The sequence below is a fragment of the Aeromonas sp. FDAARGOS 1418 genome (genome assembly GCF_019048585.1).
Taxonomy (GTDB): Bacteria; Pseudomonadota; Gammaproteobacteria; order Enterobacterales; family Aeromonadaceae; genus Aeromonas; species Aeromonas caviae.
In genome coordinates this window covers 2,687,934-2,710,534 of the sequence record NZ_CP077387.1, presented here as the reverse complement: position 1 = coordinate 2,710,534, position 22,601 = coordinate 2,687,934, and the positions used below count along the sequence as shown (strand labels likewise).

Genomic DNA, 22,601 nt, shown 5'->3' with positions numbered 1-22,601 from the left:
CAACAAGATGATTTCGAAACAGTTTTTCCACACCTTGCAGGCCAGGGTTCGACAGGCCGAGCAGGCCACGGATGCCGAACTGGTCACCGTGCTGGCCCCGGCCAGCGATGGCTATCGCTATATCCCGACCCTGTGGGCCGCCCTGCTGGCCATGCTCACCCCCCTGCTGGTCTTCCAGCTCGGCTTCTGGCTTGGCTGGTACGAGATCCTGCTGGTGCAGTGGTCGGTCTGGTTGCTGCTGAGCCTGCTGTTCCACTGGACGCCCATCAAGATGCGGCTCATTCCCAACAAGGTACGCCGTCACCGGGCCGCCCTGATGGCCCGCCTGCAGTTTGTCGAGCAGGGACTTCACCGCACCCGGGACCGGCTCGGGGTGCTCATCTTCGTCTCGGTGGCGGAGCACTATGTGGAGATCCTGGTAGACGACGGGATCGCCCAGCACATCGACAACACCCAGTGGCAGCAGATCATCGACGACTTCGTGGTTCGGGTACGCAACAAGGAGGTCGAGCAGGGATTCCTGGAGTGCGTGGAGCGCACCAGCGCCATTCTGACCGACGCCTTCCCCGCCACCCGGGATCAGAACGAGCTGCCTGACAGCCTGATCATTCTCGACAAGCCCTGAACGGGCTTAAAAAACCGGCATTCTGTTCAAGGGATAGGCACTCGATAAAGATTATGAAAAATAAGGGGAAAAGTGGTTGACCCAGGCAGCCCTTTCCCCTAAATTACGCCCCGTTCCAGCGCAACGGCGCAGCGAACACCGTGTTGGCTGAACACGTTAAATCACAGACCAAAATTTGGTGAGGTGTCCGAGTGGCTGAAGGAGCACGCCTGGAAAGTGTGTATACGGCAACGTATCGAGGGTTCGAATCCCTCCCTCACCGCCAAATTGTAAAAACCGACCTCAGGGTCGGTTTTTTGCTTCAAGGCGTCTGCCAGCCCCCTGACAAGAGAAACCCGTCATCGGCGGGGCCAGAAAAAACGGCTTGCCGCGATACCTGGCCAAGTGCCGCCCAGCCAATCCCATCCCTTCCGCCTCTCTGCTCGCTGCTCTCTGTCGACAGGGGATATGTCCCGAGGGCAGCCAGCCCTCTCTCGTTGATAGCGCATTACGCCAAGCAAAGATAAATTGACGATAATGATGACCAATAAGCCATCAAAAAACAGCGCAATATGTTGCGTTATCACCAGGATACCTGCCTCGTCCTGCCATGCAGGCACCGTCAACCTGCTCTGCAGATCAGACGGCACAGGCCGATGCCACCGGATAATACCGGGTCTGCGCAACCTCTCGGATATTGCTCACCGATTGGATATCGTTTTGAAAAACTGATAGTTAAATGGCTACACTAGCCTCACACATCGCATAGGGATATGGACAAATGAGTCTTATTGGCTTGCTGCTGGCCCTGGCAGCCATTCTGGGTGGCAACATGATAGAAGGGGGGCACCCCAGCGCCCTGCTCGATCTGCCCGCCTTTCTCATCGTGATCGGCGGTACCGTCGGTGCCGCACTGACCCAGTTTCCCTTCTCCGTGGTTGGTAAAACCCTCAAGCGCTTCAAGTGGCTCATCACTCCCCTGCGCCTCGACATGCTGGAGCAGGCCCAGCTGCTTGAAACCCTGGCGGGCAATGCACGGCGCAGTGGCATGCTGGCACTGGAGGGCATGATCGACGACATCAAGGATCCCTTCCTGCAAAAAGGGGTACAGATGATGGTCGATGGCTACGAGAAGACCAAGATCCACGAGGTACTGGAAAACGAGATCGAGTTCGAGCAGGAAGATATCGAACAGACCGTCAAATTCTACGAGGCCATGGGGGGCTACTGCCCGACCATGGGGATCGTCGGGGCCGTATTTGGCCTCATTCACGCCATGGGCCTGCTGGATGCCCCCGACAAGCTGGGGGGCGCCATCGCGGTGGCCTTTATCGCCACCATCTACGGGGTGTCGGCCGCCAACCTCATCTTCCTGCCCTTCGGCAACCGCTACAAGTCGTTTGCCCACCAGATCCGCCACTACAAGGAGATGACCCTCACCGGCATCCTCTGCATCGTGGACGGCGAATCACAGCAACGGCTGCAAGTGACCCTTGAGCCTTACCTCGGAGGCCACAGTGGCGAAAAAGAAAAAGGCTGAGGCGCCGGAGAACCACGAACGCTGGCTGGTCTCCTACGCCGACTTCATGACACTGCTGTTCGCCCTGTTCGTGGTGCTCTACTCCTTCGCCATGGCCAAGCAGTCGGAGACTCGCGTGCTCATTCAGGGCTTTATCGAATCTCTTGGCAAGATAGGGCTGGTCTCCCTTCCCGCCGGCTCCCCCGTGATGCAAGGGGGCACAGGCATACTGGAACCCGAGTCCAAGACCACCCCCAATACCTCCCAGAAAGAGCAGGTGCTGGATACCCAGACGCCCGCAGCGGCGGCCGACCCTTTCAACGAGACCATCGGCTCCTCGGAGAAACCTACGGCCACGGAGTCCTGGCCCCACAAGACCAAGGAGCAGGATTGGGTCACGGTCACCAAGCAGAAGCTGGATCAGCAGCTCAAAAGCCAAATCGAGTCCAAAGAGATCGAGGTGGAGCAGCTTGGCAGCCAACTGGTCATCCGCATCGGCGAAAAGACCTTGTTCCCGGCCGACTCCGCCTTCTTGCAGCCCCAGTTCATTCCCCTGGTCAACAAGGTCTCGGACGTGCTGGCGGACATCCCCGGCATGGTGGTGGTCACCGGTCACACCGACAACTCCCAGGCGCCGGTGGAGCTCTATCGCAACAACTGGGAGCTGTCGGTGCTGCGGGCGGCCACCATCACCCACACCCTGCTGACCAACCCCAAGCTGGATTCACGACGGCTGATCGCCCAGGGGGTGGCGGATACCCAACCCCGTTATCCAAACGATACCCCGGCTCACCGCCAGGCCAACCGCCGGGTGGAGATCGTGCTCTCCCAGGGCAAGGCGGCAGAGCAGAGCCTCCCCGTTCTCCAACCCTGAAACAGACCCCGCCATGCGGGGTCTTTTGTTTCCTGCCATCACCCGGATTTTCAAACTATCCGGTTTTTTTCTGCTACATAAAAACGATTGAAAACAATTCTCAAACGAGAAAGTTGACCCCGCTAGCAAAACACAATTTTCATCCCGTTGATTAATAATTAATCCTTTGAAATGACATGTAAATCAGTACGAAAGTGGCATACTACGTAACATCATTGTTAAGTCACATGATTAATTTGGTTAGGGAAAAACCTATATGTTTGCTGATATTGCCGTCCAGCACTGGGCTTTTACTGTCTATGTCATTGGCGCCATCTGTATCTGCTTGACCATGATAGGCCTGGCGGCCTTGCTGGGGGGACGCGCCTATGGCCGTGCCAAGAACAAACCCTTCGAATCCGGGGTGGATTCCGTCGGTAACGCCCGCCTGCGCTTCTCCGCCAAGTTCTACCTGGTCGCCATGTTCTTCGTCATCTTCGATGTCGAAGCCCTCTATCTCTTTGCCTGGTCCGTCTCCGTTCGGGAGAGCGGCTGGGTCGGCTTCATCGAAGCCACCATCTTCATCACCCTGCTGCTGGTAGGCCTCCTCTACCTGTGGCGCATTGGTGCCCTCGACTGGGCCCCGAAAAAGCGTGTCCTGACTGACAAGAAACCAGACTGAACTACCGATTATCTCTTTGAGGTTGCACCATGAAGTACACCCTGACCCGGATTGACCCGGATGCGCCCGTTGAGCGCTACCCCCAGGAACAGCGCCAGACCGTCGATGATCCACTGGCGCAGCAAGCGACCCGCGGCATCATGATCGGGCGCCTCGAAGAGGTGCTGCAAGACACCGTCAACTGGGGCCGCAAGAACTCCCTCTGGCCCTACAACTTCGGCATCTCCTGCTGCTACGTGGAGATGTGTACCGCCTTCACCTCTCCCCACGACGTGGCTCGCTTCGGTGCTGAGGTCATACGAGCCTCCCCCCGTCAGGCCGACTTCATGGTGATTGCCGGCACCCCCTTCATCAAGATGGCCCCTGTCATCCAGCGGCTCTATGAGCAGTTGCTCGAGCCCAAGTGGGTCATCTCCATGGGGGCCTGCGCCAACTCCGGCGGCATGTATGACATCTACTCCGTGGTACAGGGGGTGGACAAGTTCCTGCCGGTCGATGTCTACATTCCGGGCTGCCCGCCCCGCCCCGAGGCCTTCCTGCAAGCCCTGATGCTGCTGCAGGAGTCCATCGGCAAGGAACGCCGCCCCCTCTCCTGGGTGGTGGGGGATCAGGGGATCTACCGTCCCCAGATGCAATCCGAGAAGGAACGCAAGCGCGGCGAGCGGATCAACGTGACCAACCTGCGCACGCCGGATGAGATCTGATCATGAAACTGACTCGAGAATTCCCAAGCAATTACACCATGGCACAGTGGCAAACCGCCGATCACGCCGATGCCCAGGTGGTCGGCGAGCTGTTCGCCCACTTCGGTGCCGAGCGCTTCACCGTGCAGAGCACCCGTACCGGCGTGCCGGTCATCTGGCTCTCCCGGGATCTGCTGCTGGACGTGATGGGCTTCTTGCAAAAGCTGCCCTCCCCCTTCGTGATGCTGTTCGATCTCAGCGCCACCGACGAACGGATGCGCAGCCATCGCCACGGCCTGCCGGAGAGCGACTTTACCGTCTTCTATCACCTCATCTCCATCGACCGTAACGCCGACGTGATGCTGAAAGTGGCGCTCAAGGAGAGCGATCTCCATCTGCCCACCGTCAGCCGCCACTTCCCCAACGCCAACTGGTACGAGCGGGAAGTGTGGGATCTGATGGGGATCACCTTCGATGGCCACCCCCATCTGACCCGCATCATGATGCCCAAGAGCTGGCAAGGGCACCCCTTGCGCAAGGACTACCCGGCGCGCGCCACCGAGTTTGATCCCTTCATGCTCGATGCGGTCAAGCAGGATCAGGAGCAGGACAACCTGCTGTTCAAGCCGGAAGAGTGGGGCATGGCCCGCGGCAACGAGAACGAGGACTACATGTTCCTGAACCTCGGGCCGAACCACCCCTCCGCCCACGGCGCCTTCCGCCTGGTGCTGCAACTCGACGGGGAAGAGATCCGCGACTGCGTGCCCGACATCGGCTATCACCACCGCGGCGCCGAGAAGATGGGCGAGCGCCAGTCCTGGCACAGCTACATCCCCTACACCGACCGGGTCGAATACCTGGGCGGCGTGATGAACAACCTGCCCTATGTACTGGCGGTCGAGAAGCTGGCCGGCATCAAGGTGCCGGCGCGGGTCGACATGATCCGGGTGATGATGGCGGAGCTGTTCCGCATCCAGAGCCACCTGCTGTTCCTTGGCACCTACATTCAGGACGTGGGGGCCATGACCCCGGTCTTCTTCACCTTCACGGACCGCCAGAAGATCTACACCATCATCGAGGCCATCACCGGAGCCCGCATGCACCCGGCCTGGTTCCGTATCGGCGGCGTGGCCCACGATCTGCCTGCCGGCTGGACCCGCCTCATCCAGGACAACCTGTTGAGCTGGCTGCCCAAGCGGTTGATGGAGTATGAAAAGGCGGCCATGCGCAACAGCATACTGCGGGGCCGCACCATCGGCGTCGCCGCCTACAACACGGCCCAGGCCCTTGCCTGGGGCACCACGGGGGGCGGTCTGCGGGCCACGGGGCTCAACTTTGACGTGCGCAAATGGCGCCCCTATTCCGGTTACGATCAGTTCGAGTTCGAGGTGCCGGTGGGCAGCAACGGGGACGCCTACGACCGCGCCACCGTGCGCATCGAGGAGATCCGCCAGAGCCTGTCGATTATCGAGCAGTGCATGAAAAACATGCCTGAGGGCCCCTTCAAGGCGGATCACCCGCTCACCACGCCACCGCCCAAAGAGCGCACCCTGCAGGACATCGAAACCCTGATCACCCACTTCCTGCAAGTCTCCTGGGGGCCTGTCATGCCGGCCGCCGAGTCCTTCCAGATGATAGAGGCGACCAAGGGGGTCAACAGCTATTACCTGACCAGCGACGGCTCCACCATGAGCTACCGGACCCGGATCCGCACCCCGAGCTTTGCTCACCTGCAGCAGATCCCCTCGGTGATCCGCGGCCAGATGGTGTCGGATCTTATCGTCTACCTGGGCAGTATCGATTTCGTTATGTCAGATGTGGATCGTTGAGTCCTCTCGCCCCGGCAGCCGGGGCGAAGGGCAAGACGCGCAGTAAAGGGACAAGCCACAAAAGGTCAAGTCATGAGCCAATGTCAGTGTCACAATAACCAGACCCCACAAGGGCAAGGGGCATGCAGCAGCCAGCAGGGAGATTTCGTCCTGAGCCAGGCTGAGCGCGATGCCATCGAACACGAGAAACACCACTACGAAGATCCCCGTGCAGCCAGCATCGAAGCGCTCAAGATAGTGCAACAGGCCCGTGGCTGGGTGCCTGACGGCGCCATTCACGCCATCGGCGCCGAGCTCGGCATCCCCGCCAGCGACGTGGAAGGGGTCGCCACCTTCTACAGCCAGATCTTCCGCCAGCCGGTGGGTCGTCACATCATCCGCGTCTGCGACAGCATGGTCTGCTACATCAACGGCCACGAGCAGTTGCTTGCCGGTCTGAAAGAGGTCGTCAATCTGGCCCCCGGTCAGACCTCCCCGGATGGCCGCTTCACCCTGTTGCCCGTCTGCTGCCTCGGCAACTGCGACAAGGGGCCGGCCATCATGATCGATGACGATACCTATGGCGGACTCGATGCCGTCAGCCTGCTGAAAACCCTGGAGGCTTACCCATGAGCATTCAGCCAGGCAAGACGCTTGCCTCCCTCGGCACCGCCAACCGCATCCCCCGCACCGCCGAGACTCACCCTCTCACCTGGCGCCTGCGGGACGACGGCCAGCCGGTGTGGCTCGAGGAGTATCAGGCAAAACAGGGCTATGAGGCCGCCCGCAAGGCCCTTGGCCAGATGAGCCCGGATGACATCGTCAGCACCGTCAAGGATGCCGGCCTCAAGGGACGCGGCGGCGCCGGTTTCTCCACCGGCGTGAAGTGGGGCCTGATGCCCAAAGACGAGAGCATGAACATCCGTTACCTGCTCTGCAACGCCGACGAGATGGAACCCAATACCTACAAAGACCGCATGCTGATGGAGCAGCTGCCTCACCTGCTGATCGAGGGGATGATCATCAGTGCCCGGGCTCTCAAGGCCTATCGCGGCTACATCTTCCTGCGCGGCGAGTACGTGGATGCCGCCATCCACCTGCGCCGCGCCGTGGAAGAGGCCAAGGCCGCGGGGTTCCTTGGCAAGAACATCCTGGGCTCGGGCTTTGACTTCGAGCTGTTCGTCCACACCGGCGCAGGTCGCTACATCTGCGGCGAAGAGACGGCCCTCATCAACTCCCTGGAAGGACGGCGCGCCAACCCGCGGGCCAAACCCCCCTTCCCCGCCGTCTCCGGCGTCTGGGGCAAGCCCACCTGCGTCAACAACGTCGAAACCCTGTGCAACGTCCCCGCCATCATCGGCAACGGTGTGGCCTGGTATCAGGGGCTGGCACTGCCGGGTTCGGAAGATCACGGCACCAAGCTGATGGGCTTTTCCGGCAAGGTCAACAATCCCGGCCTGTGGGAGCTGCCCTTTGGCATCACCGCCCGCGAGCTGTTCGAGGAGTACGCAGGCGGCATGAAGCCCGGCTATCGCCTGAAAACCTGGCAACCGGGCGGCGCCGGCACCGGCTTCCTGCTGCCCGAGCACCTGGATGCCCAGATGTATGCAGGCGGCATCGGCAAGGTGGGCACCCGCATGGGTACGGGCCTTGCCATGGCGGTGGATGACAGCATCAACATGGTCTCCCTGCTGCGCAACATGGAGGAGTTCTTTGCCCGCGAATCCTGCGGCTGGTGCACCCCCTGCCGCGACGGCCTGCCCTGGAGCGTCAAGATCCTGCGGGCGCTGGAGCGGGGCGAGGGCCAACCCGAGGATCTCGCGACCCTGGAACAGCTGGTCAGTTTCCTGGGCCCGGGCAAGACCTTCTGTGCCCATGCCCCCGGCGCCGTCGAGCCCCTTGGCAGTGCGATGAAGTATTTCCGGTCCGAGTTCGAGGCCGGGGTCAAGGCCCCCCATGACAATCACAAGCTGTTCAAGGGTATCCAGCCCAACCTGCTGGGCGAGCGCTGGTAAGCGCCAGGACGCATCGGGCAATAGCCGATTTCATAAAACAGGTTTCAGGGAAGTTGTATGGCAACCATTCATGTAGACGGTAAAGAGTACGAGGTAGACGGGGCAGACAACCTGCTGCAAGCCTGTCTGTCGCTGGGTCTGGACGTCCCCTATTTTTGCTGGCACCCGGCGCTCGGTAGCGTCGGTGCCTGCCGCCAGTGCGCGGTCAAACAGTATCAGAATGCCGACGACAAGCGCGGCCGCCTGGTCATGTCCTGCATGACCCCCTCCACCGATGGCACCTATATCTCCATCGAGGATGAAGAGGCGAAGGAGTTTCGCAAGACGGTGGTGGAGTGGCAGATGACCAACCATCCCCACGACTGCCCGGTATGCGAAGAGGGGGGCGCCTGCCACCTGCAGGACATGACGGTAATGACGGGCCACAACAGCCGCCGCTACCGTTTCACCAAGCGCACCCACCAGAATCAGGATCTGGGCCCCTTCATCAACCACGAGATGAACCGCTGCATCGCCTGCTACCGCTGCGTGCGCTATTACAAGGATTACGCCGGTGGCGAGGATCTCGGGGTCTATGGCGCCCACGACAACGTCTACTTCGGCCGGGTCGAAGATGGCACTCTGGAGAGCGAATTCTCCGGCAACCTGGTGGAGGTCTGTCCCACCGGCGTCTTCACCGACAAGACCCACTCCGAGCGTTACAACCGCAAGTGGGACATGCAGTTCGCCCCCAGCATCTGCCAGGGGTGCTCGGTCGGCTGCAACATCAGCCCGGGTGAGCGCTACGGCGAGCTGCGCCGCATCGAGAACCGTTTCCACGGCGCCCTGAACCACTATTTCCTCTGCGATCGCGGCCGCTTCGGCTACGGTCACGTCAATCTGACCGACCGCCCGCGCCAGCCCCTGCTGCAGGATGGCAGTGACAAGCTGGCCATCACGGTGGATGGCGCCCTGAACCGGGCCGCGGATGCGCTGCGCACCGCCAGCGGCGTCATCGGCATCGGCTCACCCCGCGCCTCCTTGGAGAGCAACTTCGCCCTGCGCGAACTGGTGGGGGCCGCCAACTTCTACTCCGGGGTCGAGCAGAGCGAATGGAAATGCCTGCAGAAGATGCTGGACATTCTGGAGCACGGCGGCGTGCGTACTCCCAGCCTGCGCGACATGGAAGAGGCCGACACCGTGCTGGTGCTCGGGGAAGATGTCACCCAGACCGCCGCACGCATCGCCCTGGCCCTGCGCCAGGCGGTGAAAGGCAAGGGGCGCGAAATTGCCCGCAAGCTGAAGGTGGATCTCTGGCAGGTCGCCGCCGTGCAGACCCTGGCCCAGAACCAGCGCTACCCCTTGCTCATCACCAGTCTGGATGCCACCCGCCTGGATGACGTGGCGAGCAGCACCCTGCACGCCCCCCACGCGGATCAGGCGCGCCTCGGGTTTGCCATCGCCCACCTGCTGGATGCCAGTGCACCGGCACCAACGGATCTCTCCCCCGAACAGCAGGCCCTCGCCGCCCAATGGGCCGATCTGCTTGGCAACGCCAAAAAGCCCCTCATCATCGCAGGCAATGGTGCCCGCAACGAGGCGCTGATCGAAGCGGCCAGCAACATCGCCCGCGCCCTCAAGGGCCGTGGCCAGGCCGCGGAGCTTGCCCTGGTGGCTCAGGAAGCCAACAGCCTGGGACTGGCCATGCTGGCCCGGCATGCCGCCCCGCTGGAGGCAGCCCTCGAGCGCATGGAAGGGGAAGAGAGACTTGCCCTGGTCGTTCTTGAGAACGACCTCTACCGCCGAGCCCCCCGCAGCCGGGTGGACGCCGCCCTGGATCGCCTGCAACACCTGCTGGTCATCGACCATCAGGAGACGGCCACCGCGAAGAAGGCGGATCTGGTGCTGCCTGCCGCCAGTTTTGCCGAAGGCGATGGCACCCTGGTCAACATGGAAGGCCGCGCCCAGCGCTTCTTCCAGGTCTATGCTCCCGCCTTCTACAACGCCGATATCCAGGTGCGCGAAAGCTGGCGCTGGCTGGATGCCCTGCAAGGGAGCCAGCAACCGCGTTCGGTTCGCTGGAACACCTTCGACGATGTGAGTCGCGATTGCGCCGCCAGCGCCCCGCTGCTCACCACCATGGGGGAAGCTGCACCCAACGCCGGCCTGCGCATTCGCGGCATGAAGCTCGCCCGGGAGCCGCACCGCTACAGTGGTCGCACCTCCATGCTGGCGAACCAAAACGTGAGCGAGCCCAGAGTCGCCCAGGATCCCGATTCACCGTTCGCCTTCTCCATGGAAGGCTACGCCGGTGCCCGCCAGCCCCTCTCCCAGGTACCGTTTGCCTGGGCGCCGGGCTGGAACTCCCCCTCCGCCTGGAACAAGTTCCAGGACGAGGTGGGTGGCAACCTGCGTGCCGGGGATCCCGGTCGCCGCCTGCTGGAGCCGGACGAAGGCAACCTGGGCTGGTTTGGTGCCATCCCGGCTCCCTTCCAGCCCGCCGCATCCCTGCAGGTGGTGAGCTATGACCAGCTGTTCGGTGGCGAGGAGCTCTCCGCCAGAAGCCCGGTCATCCAGGCTCGCATGGGGGAACCCACCCTGGTACTGAACCCGACGGATGCCGAGCGCCTGGCACTGTCCCCTGACGCACTGGTGACCTTCTCCTGGGGTGGCAACCACTGGCGCCTGCGTCTGCGCCTGAGCGATGCGCTGGCTCCGGGCCTGGCAGGGTTGCCACTCGGGGTGAACGGCCTGCCGACCGCCCTGCACCGTGCCCTGATCGATAACCTGCAGGAGGTCATCGCATGAGCGACTCTCTGATGGATCTGCTGATCGAGGTCGGCAAGGCCCTGGTCGTGCTCGTGGGGATCGTGGGGGCCGGCGCCTTCATGAGCTTCATCGAGCGCCGCCTGCTGGCACTGTGGCAGGACCGTTACGGCCCCAACCGGGTTGGCCCCTTCGGCCTGCTGCAACTGGCGGCTGACATGGTCAAGATGTTCTTCAAGGAGGACTGGATCCCGCCCTTTGCGGATCGCCGGATCTTCGTGCTGGCCCCCATCATCGCCTTTACCTCCTTCATCCTGGCGTTTGCGGTGGTGCCCATCACCCCCACCTGGGGCGTGGCGGATCTCAACGTGGGGCTGCTCTATATCCTGGCGATCGCCGGGCTGGCGGTCTATGCCGTGCTGTTCGCCGGCTGGTCGAGCAACAACAAGTACTCCCTGCTCGGCAGCCTGCGCGCCTCGGCCCAGACCCTCTCCTACGAGGTGTTCCTTGGCCTCTCGCTCATGGGCATCGTCATCCAGACCGGCAGTTTCAACCTGCGTGACATCGTCGAGGCCCAGGCCGGCATGTGGAACGTGATCCCCCAGATCCTGGGCTTCGTTACCTTCCTGTTTGCCGGGGTCGCCGTCACCCACCGTCACCCGTTTGACCAGCCGGAGGCCGAGCAGGAGCTCGCCGACGGCTATCACATCGAGTACGCGGGCATGAAGTGGGGTCTCTTCTTCGTGGGGGAGTACATCGGCATCGTGCTGATCTCTTCCCTCATCGTGACCCTCTTCTTCGGTGGCTGGCACGGCCCCTGGCTGCCGCCCTTCATCTGGTTCGCCCTGAAGACCGCCTGTTTCATGGTGTTCTTCATCCTGCTGCGGGCCTCCCTGCCCCGCCCGCGCTTCGACCAGGTGATGTCCTTTGGCTGGAAAGTGTGCCTGCCCCTGACCCTGCTCAACATGCTGGTCACCGCTGCCGTGGTGCTGATGAATGCGTGAGCAAAACGAGATGGACATGACGATGATTCGGCCGTCTGCGGCAAGGAAGCGCCCAGACGCCAGTGCTGATAAATGTGCAGTGAGGCACCTATGAAAATTACGAGCATTATCAAGGGTGTTGGCACCCAGTTGCGCAGTCTTGGGATGGTCTTCTCCCATGCCTGGCGCCCCCGTGAAACCCTGAGCTACCCGGAGCAGCCGGTCTACGCAGCCCCCCGTTTTCGCGGTCGCATCGTACTGACCCGAGATCCCGATGGGGACGAACGCTGCGTGGCGTGCAACCTGTGTGCGGTCGCCTGCCCGGTCGGTTGCATCTCCTTGCAGAAGTCGGAGCGGGAAGATGGCCGCTGGTACCCGGAGTTCTTTCGCATCAACTTCTCCCGCTGCATCTTCTGCGGCCTGTGCGAGGAGGCCTGCCCCACCACCGCCATCCAGCTGACGCCGGATTTCGAGATGGGGGAGTATCGTCGCCAGGATCTGGTGTACGAGAAGGAAGATCTGCTGATAAGCGGCCCCGGCAAATACCCGGACTACAACTTCTACCGCATGAGCGGGATGGCCATCGACGGCAAACCCAAAGGGGATGCCGAGAACGAAGCCAAGCCCATCGATGTCAAGAGCCTGCTGCCCTAGGAGTCAATCATGGAACTGGCATTCTATGCCGCGGCCCTAGTCGCCGTTTACAGCACGCTGCGGGTGATCAGCACCAGCAACCCCATGCATGCGCTGCTCAATCTCATCATCTCCCTCATCGCCGTGGCCATGATCTTCTTCTGCCTGGGCGCCGCCTTTGCGGGGGCCCTGCAGGTGATCGTCTACGCCGGCGCCATCATGGTGCTGTTCGTGTTCGTGGTGATGATGCTGAACCTGGGGAGCGCCCAGGATCAGGAGAAGAAGTGGCTCACCCCCATGACCTGGGGTGGCCCGGCCCTGCTCTCCCTCATTTTGCTGGGCTTTCTGGCCCACGGCATTCTCGGCGTGACCGGCGGTGAACTGGGTCTGACCGAGGTCAGCGCCAAGGAAGTCGGTATCGCCCTGTTCGGCCCCTATGTGCTGGCGGTGGAGCTCGCCTCCATCCTGCTGCTGGCGGGTCTGGTCACCGCCTATCACCTGGGCCGCGAGGACAAGAGCGGGGAAGTGCTCTCCGTGCCTCGCACCACACAGGAAGGAGGTCAGCAATGAGCGACATCCCCGTGGTGAGGCATGGCCTGCTGCCGGCAGCCCGCCCCCTTTCCATCCAGCAAGCACAAGGAGCATGGCGATGAGTGGAATTCCCATGGAGCACGGCCTCCTGCTGGCGGCCATTTTGTTTGCCATCGGCCTGTGCGGCCTGCTGATACGCCGCAACCTGTTGTTTATCCTCATGAGTATCGAAATCATGATGAACGCGTCCGCCCTGGCGTTCGTGGTGGCGGGTAGCCGCTGGGCCCAGGCCGACGGCCAGATCATGTACATACTGGTGATTTCTCTGGCGGCAGCGGAGGCCAGTATCGGCCTCGCCCTGTTACTGCTGCTCTATCGTCGTTACCACACCCTGAACGTGGACACTGTGAGCGAGATGCGCGGATGAGCCTCCTATATCTGACTTTCCTGTTCCCGCTGCTGGGATGGCTGCTGCTGGCCTTCTCCCTCGGCCGCCTCGGCGAGCGCACCTCGGCGCTCATCGGTGTCGGCAGCATCGGTCTCTCGGCCCTCACTACCCTGTGGGTCGGCATCGATTTCCTCAATACCATGCCGGAAGGCGGCGTCTATACCCAGACCCTGTGGCAGTGGATGACGGTGGGCGAGTTCCAGCCCGCCTTCCGTCTCTCCCTGGACGGGCTGTCACTGACCATGCTGGGGGTCGTGACCGGGGTGGGCTTCTTCATCCACCTGTTCGCCTCCTGGTACATGCGTGGGGAAGAGGGGTATTCACGCTTCTTCACCTACACCAACCTCTTCATCGCCAGCATGCTGTTCCTGGTGCTGGCCGATGACCTGCTGTTCGTCTATCTGGGCTGGGAAGGAGTGGGGCTGTGCAGCTACCTGCTGATCGGCTTCTACTACAAGGATCGCAACAACGGCGCCGCCGCCCTCAAGGCGTTCGTGGTGACCCGGGTCGGCGACGTCTTCCTCGCCATCGGGCTCTTCGTGCTCTACCGCGAGCTCGGCACCCTCAACATTCACGAGCTGCTGGTGCGAGCCCCTGCGATGTTTGCCGACGGCTCCCCTGCTCTGTCGTTTGCCTGCCTGATGCTGCTCGGCGGCGCGGTCGGCAAGTCAGCCCAGCTGCCGCTGCAGACCTGGCTGGCGGACGCCATGGCGGGTCCGACCCCGGTTTCGGCGCTGATCCACGCGGCCACCATGGTGACTGCCGGCGTCTACCTCATCGCCCGCACCCACGGCCTCTTCCTGCTGGCTCCCGAGATCCTCCATCTGGTGGCCCTGGTCGGTGTCATTACCCTGGTGCTGGCAGGCTTCGCCGCCCTGGTGCAGACCGACATCAAGCGGATCCTGGCTTACTCCACCATGAGCCAGATAGGCTACATGTTCCTGGCCCTCGGCGTTGGTGCCTGGGAAGGGGCCATCTTCCACCTGATGACCCACGCCTTCTTCAAGGCGCTCTTGTTCCTCTCCGCCGGGGCCGTCATCGTTGCGACCCACCACGAGCAGAACATCTTCAAGATGGGGGGGCTGCGCAAATCGCTGCCGCTGGTCTACGCCTGCTTCCTGGTGGGGGGCTCGGCGCTCGCCGCACTGCCACTGGTGACCGCCGGTTTCTACAGTAAAGACGCCATCCTCTGGCAGGTGCAGGCCAGCGGCCAGAGCGCCCTGCTGTGGGCCGGTCTGGGTGGTGCCTTCCTCACCTCCCTCTACACCTTCCGCCTCATCTTCATCGCCTTCCACGGCAAGGAGCAGACCCAGGCTCACGCCGGACAGGGCCTTGCCCACCATCTGCCACTGCTGGTGCTGCTGGTGCTCTCCACCGGGGTGGGTGCATTGATAGTGCCGCCGCTCGCCGGAGTACTGCCGGCAGGCCCCGGGGATCACATCGAAGAGGGACGCCATGGCCTCGAGATCCTCTCCGGCGTCATCGCCGTGGCAGGCATAGCGCTGGCCGCCTTCCTCTTCCTCGGCGAACGTCGCCTGGCGAAGGGGATAGCACAGAGTGCACCGGGGCGGGCTCTGTCCACCCTCTGGTTCAATGCCTGGGGCTTTGACTGGCTTTATGACCTGATTTGGGTCAAGCCCTACCTGCTGGCGACTCGCCTGCTCGGCAAGGATCCGCTGGACAGGATGATGAACCTGCCCGCCGTGCTGGCCCAGGGGGGGCATCAGCTGCTGGCCTGGACCGTCTCCGGCAAGTTGCGCTGGTACGCAGCCTCCATGGGGATGGGCGCCGCCCTGATCCTGGCCCTGCTGCTGCTCGGCTGATCCATGAGCCCAATATTGTGTGGCAGGCTCAGCGCCTGCCCGACTAGAACCTAGATGAGAGCTGATATCGTGACCTTACTCTGGATCTTGCTAATTCCCTTCATCGGCGGCTTGCTCTGCTGGCAGATGGAGCGGCTCGGCGGACAGTTTGTCCGCTGGGTGGCCCTCGCCTCCATGAGCGCCTGTCTGGTGCTCTCCAGCGCCATCTGGCTCGGTGGTGACTTCACCCTCGCCAACCCCGGCCTCCCCGTCTGGGCAGCCGAGTGGCAACAACCCTGGATCCCCCGCTTCGGCATCTCCCTGCACCTCGCCGTGGACGGGCTGTCGCTCCTGATGGTGATCCTCACCAGCTTCATCGGCGTGCTGGCCATCCTCTGTTCCTGGAAGGAGATCGTCCAGCGCATCGGCTTCTTCCACCTCAACCTGCTGTGGATCCTGGGGGGCGTGCTCGGCGTCTTCATGGCGGTGGATCTGTTCCTCTTCTTCTTCTTCTGGGAGATGATGCTGGTGCCGATGTACTTCCTGATCGCGCTCTGGGGCCACTCGGTCACCGATGGCAAGTCGCGCATCAACGCCGCCACCAAGTTCTTCATCTACACCCAGGCGAGCGGCCTCATCATGCTGGTGGCCATCCTGGGCCTGGTACTGACCCACCACGCCGCCACCGGTGTCTTCACCTTCAACTATCAGGAACTGCTCAACACCCCCATGAGCAGCACGGTACAGTGGCTGCTGATGCTGGGCTTCTTCATCGCCTTCGCGGTCAAGATGCCCCTGGTGCCGCTCCATGGCTGGCTCCCTGACGCCCACAGCCAGGCGCCCACCGCAGGCTCCGTGGATCTCGCGGGCATCTTGCTGAAAACCGCGGCCTACGGCCTGCTGCGCTTCACTCTGCCGCTCTTCCCCGAGGCGTCCGCCGAGTTTGCCCCCTACGCCATGGTGCTCGGCCTCATCGGCATCGTCTATGGCGCCCTGCTGGCCTTTGCCCAGACCGACATCAAGCGGCTGGTTGCCTACACCAGCATCTCCCACATGGGCTTCGTGATGATCGCCATTTACTCCGGCAGCGAGCTCGCCCTGCAAGGGGCAGTGGTACAGATGATTGCCCACGGGCTCTCAGCCGCCGGCCTCTTCATCCTGTGCGGTCAGCTCTACGAGCGTCTGCACACCCGGGATCTGCGCCAGATGGGCGGTCTCTGGGGACGGCTGCGCTACCTGCCCGGCGTGATGCTGTTCTTCTCCGTTGCATCCCTCGGGATGCCGGGGACCGGCAACTTCGTCGGCGAGTTCCTGATCCTCATCGGCAGCTTCCAGGTGGCTCCCGTCATCACCGTCATCGCCACCTTCGGGCTGGTGCTGGCCTCGGTCTACTCCCTCATCATGCTGCAGCGGGCCTGCTTCGGGACGCCCCGGGAGGAGAGCATGCTCAAGGGGCTGGATACCCGGGAGCTGACCATGATGCTGACCATCGCCGGCCTCTTGGTGCTGCTCGGTCTTTATCCCCAGCCGGTACTCGACACCGCCAGCAGCAGCCTCCTGAGCGTGCTGCACTGGTACGCGCTGCCGGGCACGGGGGCGCTGCAATGATGCTTTCTCTTTCGCCTTCCTTGTCCATGTCGGGAGCACTGTCATGACGTTTACTGTTTCTCAACTGCTGGCCCTGCTGCCCCTGTTGCTGACCACGGGGGCCATGGTGGCCCTGATGCTGGCCATCGCCTGGAAGCGCTGTGACGACACCGCCTTCGTGGTCACCATCATCGGCCTCAACTTCGCGCTCTTCTCCCTGCCCATCGTGATGGCCCAGGGGGATCAGGGGGTCACTCCCCTGCTGCAAGTGGACGCTTACGCGGTCTTCTACATGGGGCTGGTGCTCATCGGGGCCCTGGCCACCTGCACCTTCGGTCGCACCTGGCTCAAGGGCTATCCGGACAACCGGGAAGAGTTCTACCTGCTGCTGCTCATCGCCACCGCCGGTGGTCTGGTGCTGGCGGCCTCCCGTCACCTCGCCTCGCTCTTCATCGGGATCGAGATGCTGACCCTGCCCATGTTCGGTCTGGTGGGGTATGCCTATCGCGAGCGGCACTCGCTGGAAGCCAGCATCAAGTACATGGTGCTCTCCGCCAGTGCCACCGCCTTCCTGCTGTTCGGCATGGCACTGCTCTACGCCCAGGCCGGAAGCCTGAGCTTCAGCGATCTCGGTGTGACCCTGGCCCAGAGCCCGGCTCACCATCCGCTGCTGATGGGGGGCTTTGGCCTGATGCTGGTCGGCTTTGCGTTCAAGCTGTCCCTCGCCCCCTTCCACCTCTGGACCCCGGACGTCTATGAAGGGGCGCCGGCACCGGTGGCCACCTTCCTCGCCACCGTGAGCAAGATAGCCGTGTTCTGCGTGCTGCTGCGCTTCTACCTGGCGGTACCCGCCACCTCGGATCCCATGATCCACTGGCTGCTGGCGGCCATGGCGGTCCTCTCCATCGTGGTCGGCAACCTCCTGGCGCTGATCCAGACCAACATCAAGCGGATGATGGGTTACTCCTCCATCTCCCACTTCGGCTATCTGCTGGCAGTGGTGGTGGCAAGCCGCCTCGGCGAGATGCCGGTGGAAGCGGCGGGTGTCTACCTGCTGATGTATCTGTTCACCAGCCTGGGGGCCTTCGGCGTCATCAGCATGATGTCCAGCCCCTATCGCGGCAAGGATGCGGACTCCCTGCACAGTTATCGCGGTCTGTTCTGGAAGCGCCCCTATCTGACGGCGGTGATGACGGTGATGATGCTCTCCCTCGCGGGTATCCCCATGACGCTGGGCTTCATCGGCAAGTTCTACCTCATCGGCGTCACCGTCGATGCCAAGCTGTGGTGGCTCAGTGGCGCCATCGTGCTCGGCAGTGCCCTGGGGCTCTACTACTACCTGCGGGTCATGGTCACCCTCTACCTGCGTGAACCCGGCATGCAACTGCGCGATGCCAGGGCAGACTGGGCCTTCTCCTCCGGGGGCCTGGTGGTGCTGCTCTCCGCCATTCTGGTGGTATTGCTCGGCATCTACCCCCAACCCGTCATCAGTCTGGTGCAGGGCTTCCAGCACGTGGTGCTGCGCTAGCCTCAGGTTCAGTTCACACAGCAAAACCGGCCTCCGTGGCCGGTTTTTTTATGTCCGCCAAGGCCCGCTCCGGCTTGCCCGTCTGGCTGGCGATACCAGATCGGTCCCCTCAATCCATGCCATATCCTCCAGCAAGCGGCTGGCGGAGCAGCGAGCTGAAGACGGCCTTGCCCCCATCGTGCTCGTCTCCTCCTGCCCTCCCCATTCTCAGACCCATGCCCATAAAAAAACCGGCCACAAGGGCCGGTTTTTGGTTTCTTGCTGACGCTTAGCCCAGACGGACTCTCGCGTTTCTGAACATGCGCATCCAGGCGCCATCCTCACCCCAGTTGTCCGGGTGCCAGGAGTTGGCCACGGTGCGGAACACCCGCTCCGGGTGCGGCATCATGATGGTGGCGCGGCCGTCCGCACTGGTCACCGCGGTGATACCGTCAGGGGAGCCGTTGGGGTTGGCCGGGTATTGCACGGTGACGTTGCCGCGGTTGTCCACGAAACGCAGCCCCACCAGACCGCTCTGTTGCAGCGCAGCCAGGTGAGCGGCATCGCGCACTTCAACGCGCCCTTCCCCGTGGGAGACGGCAATCGGCATCACGGAGCCCGCCATCCCGGCGAAGAAGGCGGACGGGGAGTCCTGCACTTCCACCAGGCTGAAGCGCGCCTCGAAGCGCTCGGAGCGGTTGCGCACGAAGCGCGGCCAGAGATCGGCCCCCGGGATGAGGTCGCGCAGGTTGGACATCATCTGGCAGCCGTTGCACACCCCCAGGGAGAGGGTATCGCCGCGCTCGAAGAAGCGCTGGAACTGCTCACGGGCGTTGTCGTTGAACAGGATGGACTTGGCCCAGCCTTCCCCCGCCCCCAGCACGTCGCCGTAGGAGAAGCCGCCACAGGCCACCAGGGTCTGGAAATCTTCCAGCTTGATGCGCCCCTCGAGGATGTCGCTCATGTGCACGTCGACAGCGGTGAAGCCGGCGCGGTCAAAGGCGGCCGCCATCTCCACGTGGGAGTTGACCCCCTGCTCGCGCAGCACCGCCAGACGGGGAGAAACCCCGCGAGCGATATAGGGCGCGGCCACGTCGTCGGACGGGTTGTAGGTGAGCCTGGCCTGCAGACCCGGATCGGTGGCGTCCTGGCGGGTGGCATGCTCCTGATCGGCGCACTCCGGGTTGTCCCGCAGGCGCTGCATCTGCCAGCTGGTCTCGCCCCAGATGGTGCGAAGGGCGGTGCGGCTGGCGCGATAAACCTCGCTGCCGGCACGCTGGAACAGGATGAGGTCGTCTTCGCGCACCGTGCCCAGCACGTGGGAGCAGGCTGCCAGACCGTGACCGGCCAGCAGGGTCAGCACCGCTTCCTTGTCTTCGCGACGAACCTGGATGACGGCACCCAGCTCCTCGTTGAACAGGGCCGGCAGCAGGTCGCCACCCACGCGATCGAGCTGGATGTCGAGGCCGCAGTGACCGGCAAACGCCATCTCGGTCAGGGTGACGAAGAGGCCGCCGTCGGAGCGGTCGTGGTAGGCAATCAGCTTGCGATCCGCCACCAGCGCCTGGATGGCGTTGAAGAAGCCCTTGAGCTGAACCGGGTTGTCCAGATCCGGGGCGCTTTGCCCAAGCTGGCGATAGACCTGGGCCAGGGCCGAGGCGCCGAGGCGCTGCTTGCCGTTGCCAAGGTCGATCAGGATAAGGTCGGTCTCACCGAGATCGGTGCGCAGTTGCGGGGTCACGGTATTGCGCACGTCCTCGACCCGGGCAAAGGCGGAGATGAGCAGGGAGAGCGGCGAGGTGACGCTGCGCTCTTCCCCGTCCTGCTGCCAGCGGGTCTTCATGGACATGGAGTCCTTGCCCACCGGGATGGTGATGCCAAGGGCCGGGCAGAGCTCCTCGCCCACCGCCTTCACCGCCTCGTAGAGGCCCGCATCTTCACCCGGGTGACCGGCGGCAGACATCCAGTTGGCGGAGAGCTTGACCCGCTTGAGGGAGCCGATATTGGCCGGAGCCAGGTTGGTCAGGGCCTCGGCCACCGCCATGCGAGCGGAGGCGGCATGAGAGAGCAGCGCCACCGGGGTGCGCTCGCCCATGGACATGGCTTCACCGTGGTAGCTGTCGTAGGTCGCGGCGGTGACGGCGCAGTCAGCCACCGGGATCTGCCAGGGGCCGACCATCTGGTCGCGGTTGACGAGGCCCGTTACGGTGCGATCGCCGATGGTGATGAGGAAGGACTTCTCCGCCACGGTCGGCAGGCGCAGCACGCGCTCGGCGGCGTCGCTGAGGGTGATGCCGTCCAGTTGCAGCGCCTTGCCCTGGGCGGGCAGGCTCTGCACGTCGCGGTGCATCTTGGGCGCCTTGCCAAGCAGCACGTCCAGCGGCAGATCGATGGGCTGGTTGTCAAAGTGATCATCAGAGAGAGTGAGATGCTTCTCTTCGGTGGCGGTGCCGATGACGGCATAGGGGGCGCGTTCGCGCTCGCACAAGGCCTTGAACAGAGGCAGCTTGTCTTGGGCCACGGCCAGCACATAGCGCTCCTGGGATTCGTTGCACCAGACTTCCAGCGGGCTCATGCCCGGCTCGTCGTTCGGGATGGCACGCAGGTCGAAGCGACCACCGCGATCCCCGTCGCTCACCAGCTCCGGCATGGCGTTGGAGAGACCACCGGCGCCCACGTCGTGGATGAAGACGATGGGGTTGTCGTCCCCCAGTTGCCAGCAGCGGTCGATCACTTCCTGGCAACGACGCTCCATCTCGGGGTTGTCACGCTGCACGGAGGCGAAGTCGAGATCTTCGGCAGACTGACCGGACGCCATGGAGGAGGCTGCGCCGCCACCCAGGCCGATGTTCATGGCCGGACCACCCAGCACGATGAGGGCCGCCCCCACCGGGATCTCCCCTTTCTGGACGTGCTCGCTGCGGATGTTGCCGATACCGCCCGCCAGCATGATGGGCTTGTGGTAGCCGCGCACCTCGACGCCGTTGTGGCTCGGCACCTGCTCTTCGAAGGTACGGAAGTAACCCAGGATGGCAGGGCGACCGAATTCGTTGTTGAAGGCGGCGCCGCCAAGGGGCCCTTCCTGCATGATGTCAAAGGCGCTGACGATGCGGCTCGGCTTGCCGAAGTCCTGCTCCCAGGGCTGCTCGAAACCGGGGATGCGCAGGTTGGAGACGGAGAAGCCCACCAGGCCCGCCTTGGGCTTGGCGCCACGGCCTGTCGCACCCTCGTCGCGGATTTCGCCGCCGGAGCCGGTGGCGGCCCCCGGGAAGGGAGAGATGGCGGTCGGGTGGTTGTGGGTCTCCACCTTCATCAGGATGTCGACACGCTCCTGGTGATACTGGTACTCACCGTTGGCGGGGCTCGGGAAGAAGCGGCCACCCTGGCTGCCTTCCATCACCGCGGCGTTGTCTTTGTAGGCAGACAGGACATGATCCGGCGTCTGCTCGAAGGTGTTCTTGATCATCTTGAACAGCGACTTGGGCTGCTGTTCGCCGTCTATGGTCCAGTCGGCGTTGAAGATCTTGTGGCGGCAGTGCTCGGAGTTCGCCTGGGCAAACATGTAGAGCTCGATGTCGTTGGGATTGCGACCCAGCCGGGTGAAGTTGGTCACCAGGTAATCTATTTCGTCATCGGCCAGGGCCAGACCCAGGGTCACGTTGGCCTCTGCCAGGGCGGCGCGACCACCACCCAGCACATCTACCTGGGTAAAGGGGCGCGGCTCGTGGTGAGCAAACAGGGCGGCGGCCTCGTTCATCTCGGCAAAGACCACTTCCATCATGCGATCGTGCAGCAGGGCCGCGATCTCGCTGCGCTGGGCCACGCTCAGCTCACCCTTGGCCTGCACGTAATAGGCAATGCCGCGCTCCAGCCGCTTGACCTGTTTCAGGCCGCAGTTGTGGGCGATGTCGGTTGCTTTGGAAGACCAGGGGGAGATAGTGCCGGGGCGGGGGGTAACGAGGAACAGCTGACCGCTGGGGGTGTGTTCCGGGATGGTCGGGCCGTAGCGCAGAAGCTGGCCCAAGGTCGCTCGCTCGGGGGGCGACAGCGGGCTCGTCAGCTCGGCAAAATGCACGTATTCCGCATAGACGCTTGCTATCTCTACTCCTCTCTGTGCGCAGCTCTGCAGCAGCTTGTGGACACGAAACTCAGACAGTGCTGGGGCACCACGCAAGATTTCCATATACCTTTCTCACCAAGT

The 22,601-nt window shown here is 63.1% G+C and carries 17 protein-coding genes and 1 tRNA gene; 17 read left to right on the top strand and 1 reads right to left on the bottom strand.

The window, feature by feature from the left end; all coding sequences use genetic code 11:
* Window positions 1-7 precede the first annotated feature (7 nt).
* From I6L48_RS12685 to nuoN, 17 genes are all read left to right on the top strand, one after another.
* Window positions 8-625 carry a TPM domain-containing protein gene (locus tag I6L48_RS12685; protein WP_010675024.1) on the top strand — a complete coding sequence of 206 codons (618 nt, stop codon included), beginning with the start codon at window positions 8-10 and terminating at the stop codon, window positions 623-625.
* A 177-nt stretch (window positions 626-802) separates the two neighbouring features.
* A tRNA-Ser gene (locus I6L48_RS12680) sits at window positions 803-890 on the top strand.
* A gap of 495 nt (window positions 891-1,385) precedes the next feature.
* Window positions 1,386-2,144, top strand: coding sequence for a flagellar motor protein (locus tag I6L48_RS12675; protein WP_039038709.1), 759 nt, complete (start codon window positions 1,386-1,388; stop codon window positions 2,142-2,144).
* Window positions 2,122-2,997, top strand: a complete 876-nt coding sequence (locus I6L48_RS12670) for a flagellar motor protein MotB (protein WP_010675026.1) — start codon at window positions 2,122-2,124, stop codon at window positions 2,995-2,997. Before I6L48_RS12675 ends, I6L48_RS12670 begins: the two co-directional genes overlap by 23 nt.
* A gap of 256 nt (window positions 2,998-3,253) precedes the next feature.
* Complete coding sequence (locus I6L48_RS12665) at window positions 3,254-3,658, top strand: NADH-quinone oxidoreductase subunit A (protein ID WP_109113057.1); 405 nt, start codon at window positions 3,254-3,256, stop codon at window positions 3,656-3,658.
* A 29-nt stretch (window positions 3,659-3,687) separates the two neighbouring features.
* Window positions 3,688-4,362: an NADH-quinone oxidoreductase subunit B family protein gene (locus tag I6L48_RS12660; protein WP_010675028.1), complete on the top strand. Its 675-nt coding sequence runs from the start codon at window positions 3,688-3,690 to the stop codon at window positions 4,360-4,362.
* Between the two features lie 38 nt (window positions 4,363-4,400).
* Window positions 4,401-6,170, top strand: coding sequence for an NADH-quinone oxidoreductase subunit C/D (gene nuoC, locus I6L48_RS12655; RefSeq protein ID WP_197713285.1), 1,770 nt, complete (start codon window positions 4,401-4,403; stop codon window positions 6,168-6,170).
* A 72-nt stretch (window positions 6,171-6,242) separates the two neighbouring features.
* Window positions 6,243-6,782: an NADH-quinone oxidoreductase subunit NuoE gene (gene nuoE, locus I6L48_RS12650; protein ID WP_010675030.1), complete on the top strand. Its 540-nt coding sequence runs from the start codon at window positions 6,243-6,245 to the stop codon at window positions 6,780-6,782.
* Window positions 6,779-8,164, top strand: coding sequence for an NADH-quinone oxidoreductase subunit NuoF (nuoF, locus tag I6L48_RS12645; RefSeq protein WP_113977587.1), 1,386 nt, complete (start codon window positions 6,779-6,781; stop codon window positions 8,162-8,164). The genes nuoE and nuoF overlap by 4 nt, the downstream gene beginning before the upstream one ends.
* A gap of 57 nt (window positions 8,165-8,221) precedes the next feature.
* Entirely contained in the window at window positions 8,222-10,951 is a 2,730-nt protein-coding gene (gene nuoG / locus I6L48_RS12640; protein ID WP_216987294.1) for an NADH-quinone oxidoreductase subunit NuoG, read from the top strand.
* A complete protein-coding gene (nuoH, locus tag I6L48_RS12635; RefSeq protein WP_113070131.1) occupies window positions 10,948-11,913 on the top strand; it encodes an NADH-quinone oxidoreductase subunit NuoH in 966 nt (321 codons plus the stop codon). The genes nuoG and nuoH overlap by 4 nt, the downstream gene beginning before the upstream one ends.
* Before the next feature lie 90 nt (window positions 11,914-12,003).
* Window positions 12,004-12,546, top strand: a complete 543-nt coding sequence (nuoI, locus tag I6L48_RS12630; RefSeq protein ID WP_010675034.1) for an NADH-quinone oxidoreductase subunit NuoI — start codon at window positions 12,004-12,006, stop codon at window positions 12,544-12,546.
* Between the two features lie 9 nt (window positions 12,547-12,555).
* Window positions 12,556-13,095, top strand: a complete 540-nt coding sequence (nuoJ, locus tag I6L48_RS12625; protein WP_010675035.1) for an NADH-quinone oxidoreductase subunit J — start codon at window positions 12,556-12,558, stop codon at window positions 13,093-13,095.
* 79 nt (window positions 13,096-13,174) lie between these two features.
* Window positions 13,175-13,483 (top strand): NADH-quinone oxidoreductase subunit NuoK, encoded by a 309-nt coding sequence (gene nuoK, locus I6L48_RS12620; RefSeq protein ID WP_010675036.1) that lies wholly within the window; start codon window positions 13,175-13,177, stop codon window positions 13,481-13,483.
* Window positions 13,480-15,327 carry an NADH-quinone oxidoreductase subunit L gene (gene nuoL, locus I6L48_RS12615; protein WP_113070130.1) on the top strand — a complete coding sequence of 616 codons (1,848 nt, stop codon included), beginning with the start codon at window positions 13,480-13,482 and terminating at the stop codon, window positions 15,325-15,327. Before nuoK ends, nuoL begins: the two co-directional genes overlap by 4 nt.
* A 69-nt stretch (window positions 15,328-15,396) precedes the next feature.
* Window positions 15,397-16,914 carry an NADH-quinone oxidoreductase subunit M gene (gene nuoM, locus I6L48_RS12610; RefSeq protein ID WP_010675038.1) on the top strand — a complete coding sequence of 506 codons (1,518 nt, stop codon included), beginning with the start codon at window positions 15,397-15,399 and terminating at the stop codon, window positions 16,912-16,914.
* A gap of 43 nt (window positions 16,915-16,957) precedes the next feature.
* Window positions 16,958-18,421, top strand: coding sequence for an NADH-quinone oxidoreductase subunit NuoN (gene nuoN, locus I6L48_RS12605; RefSeq protein WP_180898926.1), 1,464 nt, complete (start codon window positions 16,958-16,960; stop codon window positions 18,419-18,421).
* A 268-nt stretch (window positions 18,422-18,689) separates the two neighbouring features.
* Here nuoN and purL read toward each other — a convergent pair whose 3' ends face one another.
* A complete protein-coding gene (gene purL / locus I6L48_RS12600; protein ID WP_113070128.1) occupies window positions 18,690-22,583 on the bottom strand; it encodes a phosphoribosylformylglycinamidine synthase in 3,894 nt (1,297 codons plus the stop codon).
* Between the last annotated feature and the right edge of the window lie 18 nt (window positions 22,584-22,601).